This is a genomic window from Pseudonocardia sp. CA-142604 (genome assembly GCF_050948475.1).
GTDB classification, from domain to species: Bacteria; Actinomycetota; Actinomycetes; order Mycobacteriales; family Pseudonocardiaceae; genus Pseudonocardia; species Pseudonocardia alaniniphila.
The window spans coordinates 3,531,508-3,546,018 of the sequence record NZ_CP192045.1 but is presented as its reverse complement, the minus strand read 5'-3'; the positions used below and the strand labels follow the sequence as shown (position 1 = coordinate 3,546,018).

The 14,511-nt window shown below is 67.2% G+C and carries 14 protein-coding genes and 1 pseudogene; 6 read left to right on the top strand and 9 right to left on the bottom strand.

Annotated features, from left to right (window positions below; all coding sequences use genetic code 11):
- Window positions 1-47: 47 nt before the first annotated feature.
- From ACQPZQ_RS16250 to msrA, 4 genes are all read left to right on the top strand, one after another.
- Window positions 48-659 carry a sulfite oxidase-like oxidoreductase gene (locus tag ACQPZQ_RS16250; protein ID WP_433296504.1) on the top strand — a complete coding sequence of 204 codons (612 nt, stop codon included), beginning with the start codon at window positions 48-50 and terminating at the stop codon, window positions 657-659.
- A gap of 85 nt (window positions 660-744) precedes the next feature.
- Window positions 745-1,677: an NADP-dependent oxidoreductase gene (locus ACQPZQ_RS16245; RefSeq protein WP_433296502.1), complete on the top strand. Its 933-nt coding sequence runs from the start codon at window positions 745-747 to the stop codon at window positions 1,675-1,677.
- A 149-nt stretch (window positions 1,678-1,826) separates the two neighbouring features.
- Window positions 1,827-2,228 carry a cupin domain-containing protein gene (locus ACQPZQ_RS16240; protein ID WP_433296500.1) on the top strand — a complete coding sequence of 134 codons (402 nt, stop codon included), beginning with the start codon at window positions 1,827-1,829 and terminating at the stop codon, window positions 2,226-2,228.
- A gap of 422 nt (window positions 2,229-2,650) precedes the next feature.
- Window positions 2,651-3,214: a peptide-methionine (S)-S-oxide reductase MsrA gene (gene msrA / locus ACQPZQ_RS16235; RefSeq protein WP_433296498.1), complete on the top strand. Its 564-nt coding sequence runs from the start codon at window positions 2,651-2,653 to the stop codon at window positions 3,212-3,214.
- Between the two features lie 195 nt (window positions 3,215-3,409).
- Here the strand turns inward: msrA and ACQPZQ_RS16230 are convergent, their stop codons facing one another.
- Window positions 3,410-4,066 carry a TetR/AcrR family transcriptional regulator gene (locus tag ACQPZQ_RS16230; protein WP_433296496.1) on the bottom strand — a complete coding sequence of 219 codons (657 nt, stop codon included), beginning with the start codon at window positions 4,064-4,066 and terminating at the stop codon, window positions 3,410-3,412.
- 774 nt (window positions 4,067-4,840) lie between these two features.
- Entirely contained in the window at window positions 4,841-5,638 is a 798-nt protein-coding gene (locus ACQPZQ_RS16225) for an alpha/beta fold hydrolase (RefSeq protein ID WP_433296493.1), read from the bottom strand.
- A 116-nt stretch (window positions 5,639-5,754) separates the two neighbouring features.
- Between ACQPZQ_RS16225 and ACQPZQ_RS16220 the strand changes: the two are divergent.
- Window positions 5,755-5,928, top strand: a pseudogene (locus ACQPZQ_RS16220) (DUF2255 family protein); the annotation flags it as partial.
- Window positions 5,929-6,021: 93 nt separating this feature from the next.
- On the opposite strand, the gene ACQPZQ_RS16215 reads toward ACQPZQ_RS16220, so the two are convergent.
- A complete protein-coding gene (locus ACQPZQ_RS16215; RefSeq protein ID WP_433296491.1) occupies window positions 6,022-6,930 on the bottom strand; it encodes an aldo/keto reductase in 909 nt (302 codons plus the stop codon).
- 508 nt (window positions 6,931-7,438) lie between these two features.
- A complete protein-coding gene (locus ACQPZQ_RS16210) occupies window positions 7,439-7,603 on the bottom strand; it encodes a hypothetical protein (RefSeq protein WP_433296489.1) in 165 nt (54 codons plus the stop codon).
- 262 nt (window positions 7,604-7,865) lie between these two features.
- On the opposite strand from ACQPZQ_RS16210, the gene ACQPZQ_RS16205 reads away from it, so the two are divergent.
- Window positions 7,866-8,870: a mannonate dehydratase gene (locus ACQPZQ_RS16205; RefSeq protein WP_433296487.1), complete on the top strand. Its 1,005-nt coding sequence runs from the start codon at window positions 7,866-7,868 to the stop codon at window positions 8,868-8,870.
- Between the two features lie 518 nt (window positions 8,871-9,388).
- Here ACQPZQ_RS16205 and ACQPZQ_RS16200 read toward each other — a convergent pair.
- The 5 genes from ACQPZQ_RS16200 to ACQPZQ_RS16180 all read right to left on the bottom strand — a co-directional run bounded on the left by ACQPZQ_RS16200 (window position 9,389) and on the right by ACQPZQ_RS16180 (window position 14,197).
- A complete protein-coding gene (locus ACQPZQ_RS16200) occupies window positions 9,389-10,300 on the bottom strand; it encodes a DUF1028 domain-containing protein (protein WP_433296484.1) in 912 nt (303 codons plus the stop codon).
- The gene (locus ACQPZQ_RS16195; RefSeq protein WP_433296482.1) at window positions 10,297-11,055 is read right to left on the bottom strand and encodes an alpha/beta fold hydrolase; all 759 of its coding nucleotides are present in this window, start codon (window positions 11,053-11,055) and stop codon (window positions 10,297-10,299) included. The genes ACQPZQ_RS16200 and ACQPZQ_RS16195 overlap by 4 nt, the downstream gene beginning before the upstream one ends.
- A 531-nt stretch (window positions 11,056-11,586) precedes the next feature.
- Window positions 11,587-12,135 (bottom strand): hypothetical protein, encoded by a 549-nt coding sequence (locus ACQPZQ_RS16190; RefSeq protein ID WP_433296479.1) that lies wholly within the window; start codon window positions 12,133-12,135, stop codon window positions 11,587-11,589.
- 244 nt (window positions 12,136-12,379) lie between these two features.
- Window positions 12,380-13,255, bottom strand: a complete 876-nt coding sequence (locus ACQPZQ_RS16185; RefSeq protein ID WP_433296477.1) for an alpha/beta fold hydrolase — start codon at window positions 13,253-13,255, stop codon at window positions 12,380-12,382.
- Window positions 13,256-13,546: 291 nt separating this feature from the next.
- Window positions 13,547-14,197, bottom strand: coding sequence for a VirK family protein (locus ACQPZQ_RS16180; RefSeq protein ID WP_433296475.1), 651 nt, complete (start codon window positions 14,195-14,197; stop codon window positions 13,547-13,549).
- Window positions 14,198-14,511 lie beyond the last annotated feature (314 nt).

Genomic DNA, 14,511 nt, shown 5'->3' with positions numbered 1-14,511 from the left:
CGAGACGTGCTCTCGGAGCGATCGGCGACGACGAAGGAGAAACTCAGATGGCGTTGACAAGGGGATTCACCGGTCGCCAGCTCGGCACGCGCGACCCGCGGCTACCTCCTGGCCAGTACGACACCGGTATGGACTGGCCGGTTCTACACGTCGAGCCAACCCCCAGCATCGACACTGCCGGGTGGAGCTTCGAGATCGACGGTCTCGTTGACAAGCCGGTTCGTTGGAGCTGGGAGGAGATCCATTCGTTGCCGGCCTCGCGGTACGAGGGTGCCATCCACTGTGTGACCACGTGGTCGAAGTTCGGCATGCGGTTCGACGGTGTATCCGTCGATACTCTCCTCGACATCGCAGGAGTCGGTGACGACGCGGCGTTTGCGTTGGCAAGGTCCCACACTGGTTACACCACCAACTTCCCACTCGATGACCTCACCGGCGGCAAGGCGTGGGTCGTGTGGGACGTCGACGGCGCCCCGTTGTCCAGCATCCACGGCGGACCGGCCCGCTTGCTCGTACCCCACCTGTACTTCTGGAAGAGCGCGAAGTGGGTGTCGGGCCTGACGTTGCTCGCCGAGGAGCAGCTGGGCTTCTGGGAGCAGCGCGGCTACCACGACAGGGGTGATCCGTGGCTCGAGCAGCGCTACCAGGGGGATCGATGACCATCGTCTCAGGAGGGCCGCCGAGCCCGGGACCGTGGCAGGCCGCCAGGATTACCGGCATCCGCCAGGGGAGGGCCGATCTCCCATGATGGCGTTGCGGGCGCACACCCGGGGTGGTCCCGAGGTGCTCATCTGTGAACCTGCGCCACGGCCGACCCCGGGCGCGGGCGAAGTACTGATTGCGGTCAACGCGGCGGCGATCACGTTCGACGAACTGAGCTGGCCCGAGACGTGGGTCGTCGGCGGGGTCGACCGGACTCCGGTCATCCTGTCCCACGAGTTCTCCGGGGTCGTGGCCGCACTCGGCGACGGTGTCACCGGATTGTCGGTCGGTGACGAGGTCTACGGGCTGGTCCCGTTCGACCGGGACGGCGCCGCGGCGGAGTACGTCAGCGTGCCGGCCACGAGCGTGGCCATCCGGCCGTCCACGGTGTCGCATGTCGTCGCGGCGGCCGCTGTGCTCCCGGCGCTGACCGCGTGGGAGGCCCTCGTCGAGCATGCGGCAGTGGAACCGGGCCGGCATGTGCTGGTGCACGGCGGCGCCGGTGGTGTCGGGTCCTTCGTCGTACAGTTGGCGACGGCGTTGGGTGCGAGCGTCACGGCCACCGTGCGCACGCGTGACGTGGAGTACGTCCTCGGCCTGGGGGCCGAGCGGGTGATCGACACCGACCAGGAGTCGCTGGACGCGGAGACGGGCGTGTTCGACGTCGTGATCGACGCCGTCGGGCGAGACATACCGGAAGCCTTGTTCGCGGCGCTGCGTCGTGGCGGGCGCCTGATCGCCCTCCAGGAGCCTCCCTCGGAGGAGATGGCCGACAAGTACGGCGTCACGGCCCTGTTCTTCATCGTGACGGCGGAGCGCGACCGGCTGGCCCAGCTGGCCGCCATGATCGACGCCGGCAAGCTGACGGTCGCCGTCGCCGCGACGTTCCCCCTGGCCGAGGGCCGAGCCGCCTACGAGAGCGGCGCTTTCCGGAGACCTCGCCCGGGAAAGACCGTGCTCGTCGTCCGGTCCTGACCGGATGAACGATCCTCTGACGAGCAGATTCGACGGCGCGTACGGACACGCTCGGCACCGGGGAAGCGAAACGTATTGCATGATCCACTGGCGGGATTGGTCGGTGGCGAATGGTCGCCGAAGGCGAGAGGCGTGACAAAGGAGATGAAATGCCTACTTCTACCAACATGAGCCAGGAAGATCTGCTGGAAGTCGTGCCGCCGTTCATCGCGCAGGGTTCCTCCGCGATGGTCCGGCTCCTCGAGCTGCCCCCGGGCGACCCGGGCCTGGGTCCGCACCGTCACTCCGGCCCCGTATTCGGCTACATGCTCGAGGGCGAAATGCTCTTCGAGCTCGAGGGAGAAGCACCCTATCCGATCAAGGCCGGCGAGGCTTTCTGGGAACCGGGTGGCGACGTCATCCACTACACGGTCGCGAACCTGCTCGACGACAGGACGAGCCGCTTCGTCGTGGTCATGCTGTGTGCTCCCGGGGTCGAGATGATCACCATGGTCTCCGATGAGGAGCTTGCGGCCAAGGCGAGCCAGCGCATTCCTGCACCGACGCGGTAGTCACGGCGATAGCCGTACCACTGCGATCGACGAGCGCGGGCGTAGCCAACGGTAACTTCCGACGGTTTTCACATCGGCGTCCTTGCCACTTGACGCGATCATTCCGCGCCCTGATCAGACCGGTCCCACCCCCACTAGCAGCCGAGCGACCCTGAGAACGGGAGCACTACGGCGTCACGGTGCGGGAGGCGCACGAGCACGAGAGCCTCGCCGGCCGCCTGGCCCGCGAGCTGCCCGACCCCAGGGACACCGATGTCGGTCGACGTAGAGGCAGCCGGCGAGTGAGACGACGTCGCCTAACTGAACGCCGTCGACGTCGGGAGCAATGGCGGCCAGCCAGTGCCGAGAAAGCAGCCGTTCACATCGTGCGTGATCCCGACGACGTCTGAGCGCGGCTAGCAACGCGCCGAGAAAGGAATCGAATGATGACCGAGCAGCAGCGAGCAGTTCTCGCCGGAGGTTGCTTCTGGGGGATGCAGGACCTCATCCGCGCCCGCCCCGGCGTGTTGGCCACCCGCGTGGGCTACACCGGCGGTGACACCCCCAACGCCACCTACCGCAACCACGGCTCACACGCCGAGGCCATCGAAATCACCTACGACCCGGCGGCCACCACTTATCGCGACCTGCTGGAATTCTTCTTCCAGATCCACGACCCGAGCACGACGAACCGGCAAGGCAACGACGTCGGCGCGTCCTACCGGTCGGCGATCTTCTACCTCGACGACGAGCAGCGCAGGGTCGCAGAGGACACCATCGCCGACATCAACGCCTCCGGGCTGTGGCCGGGCAAGGTCGTCACCGAGGTCACGCCGGCTGGGCCGTTCTGGGAGGCCGAGCCCGAACACCAGGACTACCTGCTGCGCCATCCCTACGGCTACACCTGCCACTTCCCGCGGCCGGACTGGGTGCTGCCGCGACGCCGTGACGTCGCGTCGCGACCGTCGTCCAACGCTTCGAGCTCGAGCTGGACGAGTCGGCCGTAAGCCGACCGCGGACAAGACCTCGCTCAGAACCGGGGTGCGACGGGCGTACCGAGCCGCCGGCCCCGGCAACGGTTCGCGAAGGTCCGCGGCGCACACTCACCGTTGTCACAGAACAGCCGGTGCACCCGCACGCCGGCAACGACTCCCGACCGCCGATCGGGGCGCCGGACATGCCAGTGGGCAGAGTTGGGCTGATCAGCTGGCTGCGTCGGATGCACGTTTCTGCGGTAGCGCGAGGGCTTCCACGTTGCGGATCGCGAAATCGAGCGCCAGTGCCATCGGCCGCGCGCTTCGTGCGGCCTGCGAGAGGAGGTAGCCGCCTTGGTAGGCCGCCACGATGCTGGTGGCGAGTTCAGCAGGGTCGGCTCGGGTATCGAGTTCGCCGCGGTCCTGCATCCGGCGGACGCCCGCGGCAAGGTAGGACTCCCAGTTCTGGAACGTAGCGTTGATCAGAATTCGGGCTGGTTCGGACTGGTCCGCCAGTTCACTGGCCAGCGAGCCGATCTCGCAGCCGTGCACTCCGTGGCGCTCGTCGACGAAACGAACGACCGCGTCACGCCAACGCCGCAGACCCTGCAGTGAGCTGAGTTGTTCGAGGTGGGGTTCCTGTCGCTCTATCACCCGCGCGGCTTGCATTTTGATCACCGCGGTGACCAGGGCGTCCTTGTCGTCGAAGTAGTGGTAGAGCTGTGACTTGCTCGTACCGGACGCCTCTACTACCTGGTCCATCGTCGTACCGGCGACCCCATTCGCGTGCATGAGCTCGGCCGCGGCTCGGACGATGCGGTCGCGCGTGAGGGCACCGCGGGCGGTCAGGCGCCGCGCGCGAGACTCCGCTCCGGCACTCGTCACGGACGCGATCCTAGCCTGACGACGTGATGCCGAACGTCTGAACGCGACATTGCGGACAACCTAACTTGGTGGATTCGGTACGGGGTGCGATGCCGGCTGAGGGCGTCTCGCGCAGGCTGGAGTGGGACAGGCGCCCTCGTCGCTCGACACCGACCGATGCCACAACCAAAGTAGACCAGCCAGTACGGATTTAGCCAGCATCTGCGCGTGTCCAGAGGAACCCGAGGAGCGGGCCCTCGGGCCGGGATGTGGCAACGCGGGACCGGATTGTGCGAGGCGCCGCCCAGGTCGTCGTCCGGGTCGGCGCCGCGGAGATGAGCATCGAGCGAGTCCGCGCCGCGTCATCGGCCAGCCGCTCGCAGGTCCATCGCTCCCAGCCAACGCGTCTCGCTCGCGATCTACAGCACCGCCCGGTGGACAGCATGATCGCCACCCAGCCCTGGATCACTGCCAGCAGAGCGGCCGCCGCCTGGTCGAGGTCCAGCGAGGCCAGAAGCTCGCCGATCTCCTGCACCGCGCGGATGCCGGCGGCGCCACGTGTCGAGTAGACGGCTCGGGCATCTACCGGCGAATGTTCCGCTACTTCCCGCAGGGTCGTCGACCACTGCTCCCTACTGGTGGCGGTGCGCAGACGGGTGGTGGCGGCCGCCCCTCAGCCCCTCAGCACCTCGGCCGCACCCTCGACGATGCGGGCCCGCGTCGCTGCTCCCTTGCGTGTCAGCGCTCCGTCCACCACATTTCCAACCCGCCGCAGGGCCACCACCCACGCTCGCGCTACCCGGCTTGTGCGCCCTTCCACCAGTCCTGGATCGTCGCGTTCACGTCCTCCGGGCGTTCGACCTGCACCCAGTGGCCACCTCCCGGAAGGACGACCGCACGAGAGGCAGGATGTTGGAAGGTCGTCTCCTCGTACGCCGCTCTGGCCGCGTTCCTGTTAATGACCAGCACGGGAACGGCGCGCCGGGCGAGGTAATGGTCCGTCTCCGGCTGGAACGCGATCGGAGCGTGGTCCCAGAGCGCTGCGAAACCCGCCCGGATCATCGCGGGTGACACCGAGTCCACCCGGCGGAGCACCAGGGTGCGCAGCCACTCGGGCGTCTGATCGGTGAAGCTGGCCTGGGTGAAGAACCACGACTTCACGACCTCGTTGGGGTGCTCCCCCGCCAGTTGCTCCCTCGTCCTCTCGACCCTGGCGCGACCGGCCTCGTCGACCGCGTAGGACGCGTCGAGGACGGCGACACCGCGCAAGTGCTTCGGCCGCTCCACCGCCATCGAAGAGGCGATCCCCCCACCGAGCGAGTGACCGACGACAAGAGCAGGCTGGCCTGCGACCCGCTCGATGACGGCCGTCAGATCATCGAGCTGCCGATCCATGCCGTACCCGTCGGCCTGGGCCGAGTGCCCGTACCCGCGCAGGTCGTAGGCGATGACCCGGAAGTTCTGCTGCAGCAACGGAATGAGCCACGAGTAGTCGACCGAGTCAGCGGTCCAGCCGTGCACGAGCACGACCGGCGTTCCGGTTCCCGTAGCCGTGTAGAAGAGTGTTGAGTCACCGGTCTCGAGATAGGGCAAGCCGAATTTCCCGTCTTCCGGATGGGCGTGAGAACGGACCGAGATATCAACGGAAATTGAACAGCAGAGATGGCCGAGAACCCTGAATCCCGCGGTTTTTCCGAGTTCGATCTGGCTTGCATCGGGGACACGACGGAGCCGGAGGTCAGCTCGACCCGAGGGGACGGAACCTGCGCCCGTTCGTGGCCATTTCGGGCGTGCGTGTGGGGGACGCGATCTACGTGCGGTCCGCCCACGGCAGTGGCAACGGCTGGTTCCGCAGGGCCAAAGCCGGCAGGAGCGGCCGGCTCCGCGCCGCCGCATCGAGCGGGACGGCACGTTCGCCAGCCGGGCCGGTTGGTGAGCGCCGGGATCGACGCCGAGTACCACGGCAAGTACGACCGTTACGGTGCCTCGATCGTCGTCGACCCGAAGGTCGCGGCGGCCACGCTCCGCCAGCCCTCCAGCGTGATCGCGTCCGGGTCGGGGCCACCGCGCACGCCCGTGTCGAGGGCATCGATCGCGGCGAGCTCGTCGTCGGTGAGGGCGAAGTCGAAGACGTCGAAGTTCTCGGCGATGCGGTGGGGCTTCGTCGACTTGGGGATCGCGGAGCGCCCCTCCTGCAGGTGCCAGCGCAGCATCACTTGGGCGGGCGTCTTGCCGTGCGCCTTCGCGATCTCGCCGATGGTCGGGTCGTCGAGCGTGCTGCCGTGCTGGCCGTCGCGGTAGAACGTGATGCCGCCGATCGGCGACCAGGCCTGCGTCAGGATGCCGTGCTCGGCGTCGGCGGCCCGGACGTCGGGTTCCGAGAAGTACGGGTGGACCTCGCTCTGGTTGACCGCAGGGACGACGCCGGTGTTCTTCAGCAGGTCGTCGAGGTGGCGGGGCATGAAGTTGGAGACGCCGATGGCCCGCACGCGGCCCTCCTCGAGCAGCTTCTCCAGAGCGCGGTAGGCGTCGATCGTCAGATCGAAACGGCTGGGCAGGGGCTGGTGGAGGATGAGCAGGTCGATCTGGTCGACCCCGAGCTTGCCGGCGCTCTCGTCGAAGGCGTGCAGGGTGGCGTCGTAGCCGAAGTCCTCGATCCAGACCTTCGTCTCGACGAAGACATCCGACCGGGCGAGACCGGAGCGGCGGATGGCCTCGCCGACCTCACGCTCGTTGCCGTACGCGGCTGCCGTGTCGATGTGTCGGTAGCCCGTGGCGAGAGCGGCCTCGACGGCGTCGATGGTCTCCTGAGGAGGTGTCTGGAAGACGCCGAAGCCGAGAGCGGGCATCTCGACGCCGTTGTTCAGGGTCAGATCCGATGTCATGACTTCACCGCAGGCGTGATCTCGACGCCTTCGGGTTCAGTGGCGAGCGAATAGGACTCGGACATCGCGGTCTCCTGTTCGTGTTGGTTGAACTGCGATGTGGCGATCACGACTCAGCGCTCCGTCGATCTACCCGGGCGAGATGAGGCCCTCGTGGACCAGCCGGCACTTGAACTGGACCGACTGTTCCAGGCTATGGCATCCAGCAGGCGGCCCGCAGGAGGGGCGGCAAGTGGCGCGCACCACATCGCCCATTCGTCCTCCACCCAACGCGCGATGCATCCGGATGGCCACGCTGTCAGCCAGCTCACCTGCGCAAATCAGCGGAACAGCGCCCGGACCTCCCAGCGACGGCGAGCAACCGGACGTGCCCTCAAGGGGTCGGCGGTGCTCCGATCGATCGTCCGCCCGCCGTCCGCGCTCGCAGATCCCACGCCGGAATGCGCTGCGTGTATGGACCATCTAGTACCAACGAGGAGGTCCGCACCCATAGGGTCGGCTGTCGAAGTCACGTCGTCTTCACCCGGGCACGACCGCCATGGATGACGAAGCCGGTCGCCGCCGCGTCTTCCTCGATGGCGAAGTGGCGCCGCATCGTCCCCTCGCCCTCGGTGACCCGGGCCCGGCAGGCGCAGACGCCGCGCTTGCATGCGAACGGCGGGCCGCCGTACACGCCTGCGCCACGTCCAGGATGGACTCGCGTCGGGGCAGGGTCAGGCTGTGGAGCGGCGGCCGAGCACGACGGTGACGTCTGGTGGCTCCTGTCTCTACCGGTTTGTCGTTCTCACCGGCCCGGCGGCGGCTCGTCACTGCTCGGCCGCGCCCGGAGATCGTTGCGCAGCCGGCCGAAGCTGCACTAGCGTCCGATCCCAGGACGCGGAAAACGCATTCCACGTACCGGAACGCGTGGTTCCCGCGACCGGAGAGGTGGGCAAGTGCGGATCGCGGAGATGCTGCCCGTCGAAGGCGCGGGTGGGGACCTCTGGACGCTCATGCGACAGGCAGGCGTCACCGACGCCGTCGGCACCCTGCCCCAACCACCGCCCCGGATCGACGCGAACAGCGGCGACCTGCCGTGGGACTACCTGCCCATGGCCCGCACGAAGGACCTCTACGAGCGCAACGGTTTCCAGCTCGGCGTGATCGAGTGGCGACCCCCACTCAACCTCGCCAAACGCGGGCTGCCCGGCCGTGACGAACAGATCGATGCTGTCTGCACCCTCCTGCGGAACATGGGCCGACTCGGCATCCCGGTCTGGTGCTACGAGTGGATGACCGACCGCAACTGGGTACGCACGAGCACCGCGATCCCATCCCGCGGCGGCTCGACCGTCACCGGCTTCGACCGCAGCGTCTTCGAAGCAGGCCCGCCGCCACCACTCGGCCCGATCTCCGAAGCGCAGATCTGGGCCAACCTCGAGTACTTCCTCGCCAAGGTGCTCCCCGTGGCCGAGGAGGCAGGCGTCCGCATCGCCATGCACCCCGACGACCCGCCGCTCTCGCCCCTCGGCGGCATCGGCCGGATCATGTCGAGCGTCGCGGGCTTCGAGAGACTGCTGGAGATCTCCGACAGCCCGGTCAACGGCATCACGTTCTGCCAGGGCAACTTCCGGCTCATGACCGACGACCTCCCGGCCACCATCCGAGAGCTGGGCGCAACCCAGAAGATCTTCTTCGTGCACTTCCGCGACGTCGAGGGCACAGCCGAGAACTTCGTCGAGACCTGGCACGACGCAGGCCCAACCGACATGCTGGCCTGCATCGAGGCCTACCGGGACATCGGCTTCGACGGTCTCATGCGCTCGGACCACGTGCCGACGCTGCACGGAGAGGTCGGTCTGCCCGCCGGGTACGGCGCACTCGGCCGCTTGTTCGCCGTGGGATACATGCGCGGACTGCTCGAGGGAGCCGCCCGCACAGCACGGCCGGGATCCCGTTGACCTGGAACGCCGGCCGGCCGCCCCCTGCTTCAGCGTTCGGTCGAGCGCCGACAGCCAGGTAAAGGCGGAACCGCCGGTGCGGGCAGCGACGGCGGCTGATCCGTCACAGAGCTGTTCGCGGCCGGCCTGTTACGAAGCGATGGCTCGCGACTGGGCATGCGGCCGGACACCGTCGAGCTCATGCGAGATCCGTACCACCGCGATCCTACTCAGGTCGCGCAACTCGTCGTCTACGGCCATGAGCTGCTGGAAGATCCTCGCTTCCTGGGAGCAACAGGCCCGCCTACCGGCTCCTTGACAGGCCGGAGCACACGGTGGCCGCAGGCGACCACGTCCTCGATCAGCACGAGCGCGCGTGCGGCTCTGGTCACCACGGCAACCGTGCCGTTGAGCGTTTGCGTGGCTGCTGTCTCGCGGGTCGGTCGAACTTCTTCACAACCGGGAGGACCTCGCGTGCGAACAGCTCCAGGCTCGCGTCGGACTGCTCGGCCGGCATTCCGCCGATGTCCATGAGCGGGTCACAGATACTCCTCGACGTCGTCCAGGAACCCCAGCGGGGCGATCCCGGCCAAGAAACCCCGCAGCTGCGGACGGGCGGAGAACAGGTCGTCGAACAGGGCACGGGCGGCCTCCCGGTCGCCGCTGCGGGCGAGCAGGAGCGCACGCCAGAAGTCCGCCTCCCGGTTGCCGGCACCGAGTAACTCCGCCGCCTCGGCCAGACCGGTGAGCTTCTCCGCGAGCAGCTCCGGAGGCACCCGTCGGTAGGGCCCGATCGTCAGGCCCGGCGCGAAGATCACACCGCCGATCAGGTCGAAGGCCCGTTGCCGGGGCAGCAGGCGGGCAAGCTCGCCGACCGGATCCGGGTGGTCGTCGACCCTGATGTCGACGACGGTCTCGGCCCAAGGGGTATCGGACCGTTCGCCGGACATAACCTTCAGCACCGCCGACTGCGATCCCCGCACGTCGCCGCCCGCTTCTTCGGCCGCGGCCAGCGCCGCGAGCAAGCGGTCCGCGAGGTCGCCACCGGAGCTCTGGTAGGCCTCGAGCATGGCCGGCCACACCCGCTCGGAACCGAGCATGTTGCCCTGCACGGCCACGCCGTCGCCGACCAGACCACCCGCCGCGGGCGCACAGCTCTCCCCGGTGAAGGACGCCGCCGTGCCACAGGCGTCGACGACCCCGAGCTGCCGGTAGCCGCGCAGCTCGTCGGTCGCGGTCACCGTGTCGACGACCTCCTGCGCCGGGAGCCCGCGGGCCAGTGCATCGAGCGAGGCCGGCCCGTAACCGACGTTGACGAACGCCTGCGTAGCAGCGGCACCGACGCCCGAGGCGACCCAGCCGACCACCCGCCCCACGCCGAAGAAGTGAGACTGGGAACCGACACCGAGCTGCCCCGTCGCCGGGTCGCGCGCGACGATCGAGTACGTCACCGGCCGGCCCCCGCCCCGACCCGGACCGACACGTCCACCTGCCCGACCCCGTCGAGCAGCAGCGGCGAGGCGCCGGTTGCGGCGGCGATCTCCTCGGTCATCGCGGGCGGGCAGGTGGGATCCTCCGTTCCCGTCGCGGCGAACACCGGGACCGCCACCTTCCCGACCAGGTGCCTGATGTCCGCACCGAGCGCGCCGTACCGGATCGCGGCGACGACGGACTCGGGCCGGTCTCCCGCCGCCGACCGCGTCCCGTCGAGGACCCGCTGCCCGGCCCGGTAGGCCGTGCCGACGACGTCGGGCATCGGCTCGGCGAAGTACCCAGCCGTGCCCATCTCCTCGAGCCCGGCGACCACCGTGTCGATCGCCTCGGTGGGGACCCCAGTGCACCCGAAGGTCACGACGCCGAGCACGCGCTCGGAATGCAGGGCCGCCACCGCCAGGGAGATCGACCCACCGAGCGATCCCCCGGCCAGGTGGAGCCGCCCCAGTCGTCCCAGCGCGTCGAGCACGGCGACCACGTCGTCGACGTAGCCGCCTTGGACGGTGAACGGGCCCTGCGTGGCGGAGCCGCCGTGCCCACGCAGGTCCAGCACGACTGTCGGGCGCCTCGACACTGCCGACGCGTGTTCCCACACCGCCGCCGCGGAGTTGATCGGATGCACCAGCACGACGGTCCCGTCCAGCACCGGGATTCCGTAGATCGTGACGTTCCGCGGCCCGGCAGGGCCGTCCACCGTCCGGCTCGTGGTCACGGCTCCCCTCACTCCGTCCCGTACTTGGGCGTGCCCTAGGCGCGCCCTCGCTGATGTGCATGTGCCAGGTCCGCCAGTCGGGGGTTCCCCGTGCCGTCGTCGCGCCGGTAGAACTCGGGGTTCCGGAATCGGGTCAGGCCGGGCTCCGGTGGGGCTGGGCAACAGCAGCTCGCACTCGCCGAGGGAGGTGAGCAGGGCGACGTCACTGAAGACCTGGATCTCCGGTTCAGTCGGCTGGTTCCAGTTTGTCGTCCCCGACCGGCCCGCGCGGCCCGCTGGGCAACGTGCTGCTGCCTGACGCCCGACGCCTCCTCCTGGCACACACCGCTGTGCACCCCTCGACACCACGGCCGGCGGACCCGATTGCCGTCTCGTTCGAATCCTCGGGAACACACCGACCTTTCGCGATGACTATGAGAATTCGTCCGAACGGCGCGACGAAAAGGAACGCGATCCTACGGCAATCGCCCGCCCCACGACCGAAATTACCACAGTGTGGGCGCTCGCAGCACTGGTGACCCATGAATGATTTCACTGACGATCTTCCGAGACGCGAATTGGCACATGACTCGGTTCAAACCATGGTGGCGGAACCTGCCCGTGCAGAAACCTGGCAGTCCTGATGCCGCGATACGGGTTGCCGCACGTGACACGCCGCACAGGGCGAGAAACGCCCGGCTTTCGGGAGGTATGAGGCGTTTGTCGAAGGTGAGCATCATTCGGTCGGACGGGTCGGATCTCGATGAGGTCGCCGATATGACATCGTCCGGACTCCTCGATTCCCTGCAGGCCGATACCCTTCGGGCTCGGCGCGAGATCGCCCTCGGAAACCTGGCCACCCGGCGACAGAATCCTGCAGGCCGCGCTCACCGACGCCCGCGCCGACGCCGACGCCGACGATGTCGCAATCGCCGTGCTGAGCATGAACGTCGACAAGGCGAAGCTGTTGCGGGAAACGCGGCGGCCGCGCTGACGTCGCTCGATGAGAGCGACAAGGCGATGGACCGGACGCTGCTTGAGCCGACCACCGGACGCAGCGAGTTCGCGATGCAGGTCGAGCATCGCGCGATAGGCGATCACGTGAGGCCCTCGGTCCTCGGGATGGATCTTGGGCGCAGAATTCCTAACGGGGAGCCCGCGCCGGCACTTCACGGATCGACGCAAATGCCTGTGTCGCCAGACGCCCCATCAGTTTCCTGCTGAGATCACTCACTGGGACATTCACGTGGCAGCGGGGCCTCGAACTCGTGAAGCCGCTTGAAACCTTTCGCCCCAGTCTCTGCCGGGGCCTCCGCTGGGCAACGGGTGGCAGTCCCGAACGGAATCACCGCGTGAACTCCACAATGGCTTGCACGAATATGTCCGGCTGCTCCAGGTAGCCGAAGTGGCCACTCTGGTTCAGCTGGAGCATCTGCGCGTTCGGCACTCCCGCGTGGATCTCCTCCGAAAACCGCCGTGAGCAGATGACATCGTAGAGACCTGAGATCACCAGAGTCGGCACATCGATTCGGTCAAGCGTCCGGCGTGCATCCCAGTCGCTGTCTTTCCGTGCCGGATCCCAGGTGACGTCAAAGGCGGCCGGACCTGTCCGGGCGACGGTCTTCCAATAGTCGCCGAAGTAGGCCGGCAGGATCGCCCGCAGCCAGTCTATACGTGACTCCCGATCGACGAGCAGCGTGTTGCGCGCATATGAAGCAGATCGCCACGCGCGGCGGGCTTTCTCGGCGTCCGGCTGGTCCGGCCAGCGCGCGACGAACGCCTCCATCTCGCGCGTCGCCTCCTCGAACAGCTCGGCGTTGTAGACGGGAGCAGTACTGTAGGCAACCAGCCCGGCGAGCAGGCCAGGGTTCCGGATGGCCAGCTCTAGACCGACGAACCCGCCGTGGGAGTGCCCGAGGAAATAGGGCTGATCGGCGCCGAGATGATCGATCACCGCCTTGGAGAAGCGTGCGTAGGTGGACACGCTGTAGTCGCCGCCGGGAAGTAGGTCGCTACGTCCGGTGCCGATCGGATCGAGGTACACCATTGTCAGATGCTGCTCGAGCAGCGGCATCCGTAAATAGTCGGAGTTGATACCGGGACCACCTGAGTGAACGACGCACACCGCGCCACTTCCGGCAATCTCATACGCCTGGCGGACGCCGTCGAACTCGAAATCGTACCAGCCGGGCACGAGACTGAAGGATCGAATGCCGGACATCACATCTCACTTCCATCGGACGACCATGAATTCACGGTCGGGTGCCCGGAGGGCAAGAACGGGTGGCAAAACTCACGCGCGCGGCCGGGCACGACATCTTCTGTCACGATGATTACAGACCAAAAATATGACCTCACTCGGGGCGAGGGGCTTGAGGATCCAGCTATATAAGATTCGCGACATCGATCACTTTCCTTCTTGCGGAGCTGCGGTGATCTGCGCCGAATTCTGCAGTGGTGTCTGGCCGGCCTGGATGTCACGGGCGAGCTCGTGCGGCCTGTCACGTGACGGTCAGCCGTCGCGCTCGGTGAAGGATGCTCCACTGCCCATGGGGCACCGATAGCTGGGCGACCGGAGCACTCGGGAGTCGGCAGCCAGGGTCGTTGTGCTGACCGACACGACATCGTCCGGAGTCACCTTGTATCGGATATATTCGGTGATTGGATGATTCTGAAGATCGAGTGTCTTGTGCACGTCCGAGAAGGCGACATAGTTCTCCTGACTCCTGAGAAACGCGTTGATATGGAGACCGCCGATAACCGCAGGTCCGGCAGCGCCGGTGCCAGCAGCGATGCACTCTGAAAAGGAGATCGTGACGGTGACGTCCGCGCCGCGGTTCAATGCAGCGATAAGCCGAGGATAGGTCGGCAGGGCCTCACCGTAATTGCGGCTCGACATCACTACCTGTGATCCGCTCGCGCTGCCCTGGGACAGCAAGACCAGGCCGGCCACGGTGATCAACGACATCGCCGACAGGACAAGATACCTGTTGAGCATCCGCTGGCACTCCGTCGTCATCGGGGTTGTTGTCTGCAAGCAGACGTGATTCGCACGGGATGCGCTCTTGCCGCGCTTCCGCCACCAGCGCTGCTCAGTGCCGGAAGTGGACCACGATGCACTGGCCTTACGATCGGTCGCTGGCGCCGCACGAGCGGAGATCACGCACTGGATAGTGACGTCGCAGACGACGCCGTCTGCGATCTGGGGCCGAGATCGTTGGGGTCGGGAACTGGCGACTGTCCGTCCTCGACGAGGATCATGACCGTGATGGTATCGACGAGTTCGGAGGCCGACGGCCACCGCGACGTGCCTATTTCTCATGCCCCCGATTCAAAAAGCTCATACTCGAAGGTGTCGATGCCAGGCCCCTTCCGTGCTTCAGCAGCATAGATTTTTCGATCATGAGAGCAACCTCCGTCAACACGCCTACTCCCCCGCGGTCCCAGGCCGAGCTGCGGTGGGCTGGAGAAATGACT

Coding starts and splice junctions, on each gene's coding strand:
- ACQPZQ_RS16240 (WP_433296500.1), top strand. CDS start 1,827: ATGCCTACTTCTACCAACATGAGCCAGGAAGATCTGCTGGAAGTCGTG.
- ACQPZQ_RS16185 (WP_433296477.1), bottom strand. CDS start 13,255: ATGTCCGGCATTCGATCCTTCAGTCTCGTGCCCGGCTGGTACGATTTC.
- ACQPZQ_RS16215 (WP_433296491.1), bottom strand. CDS start 6,930: ATGACATCGGATCTGACCCTGAACAACGGCGTCGAGATGCCCGCTCTC.
- ACQPZQ_RS16250 (WP_433296504.1), top strand. CDS start 48: ATGGCGTTGACAAGGGGATTCACCGGTCGCCAGCTCGGCACGCGCGAC.
- msrA (WP_433296498.1), top strand. CDS start 2,651: ATGATGACCGAGCAGCAGCGAGCAGTTCTCGCCGGAGGTTGCTTCTGG.
- ACQPZQ_RS16245 (WP_433296502.1), top strand. CDS start 745: ATGATGGCGTTGCGGGCGCACACCCGGGGTGGTCCCGAGGTGCTCATC.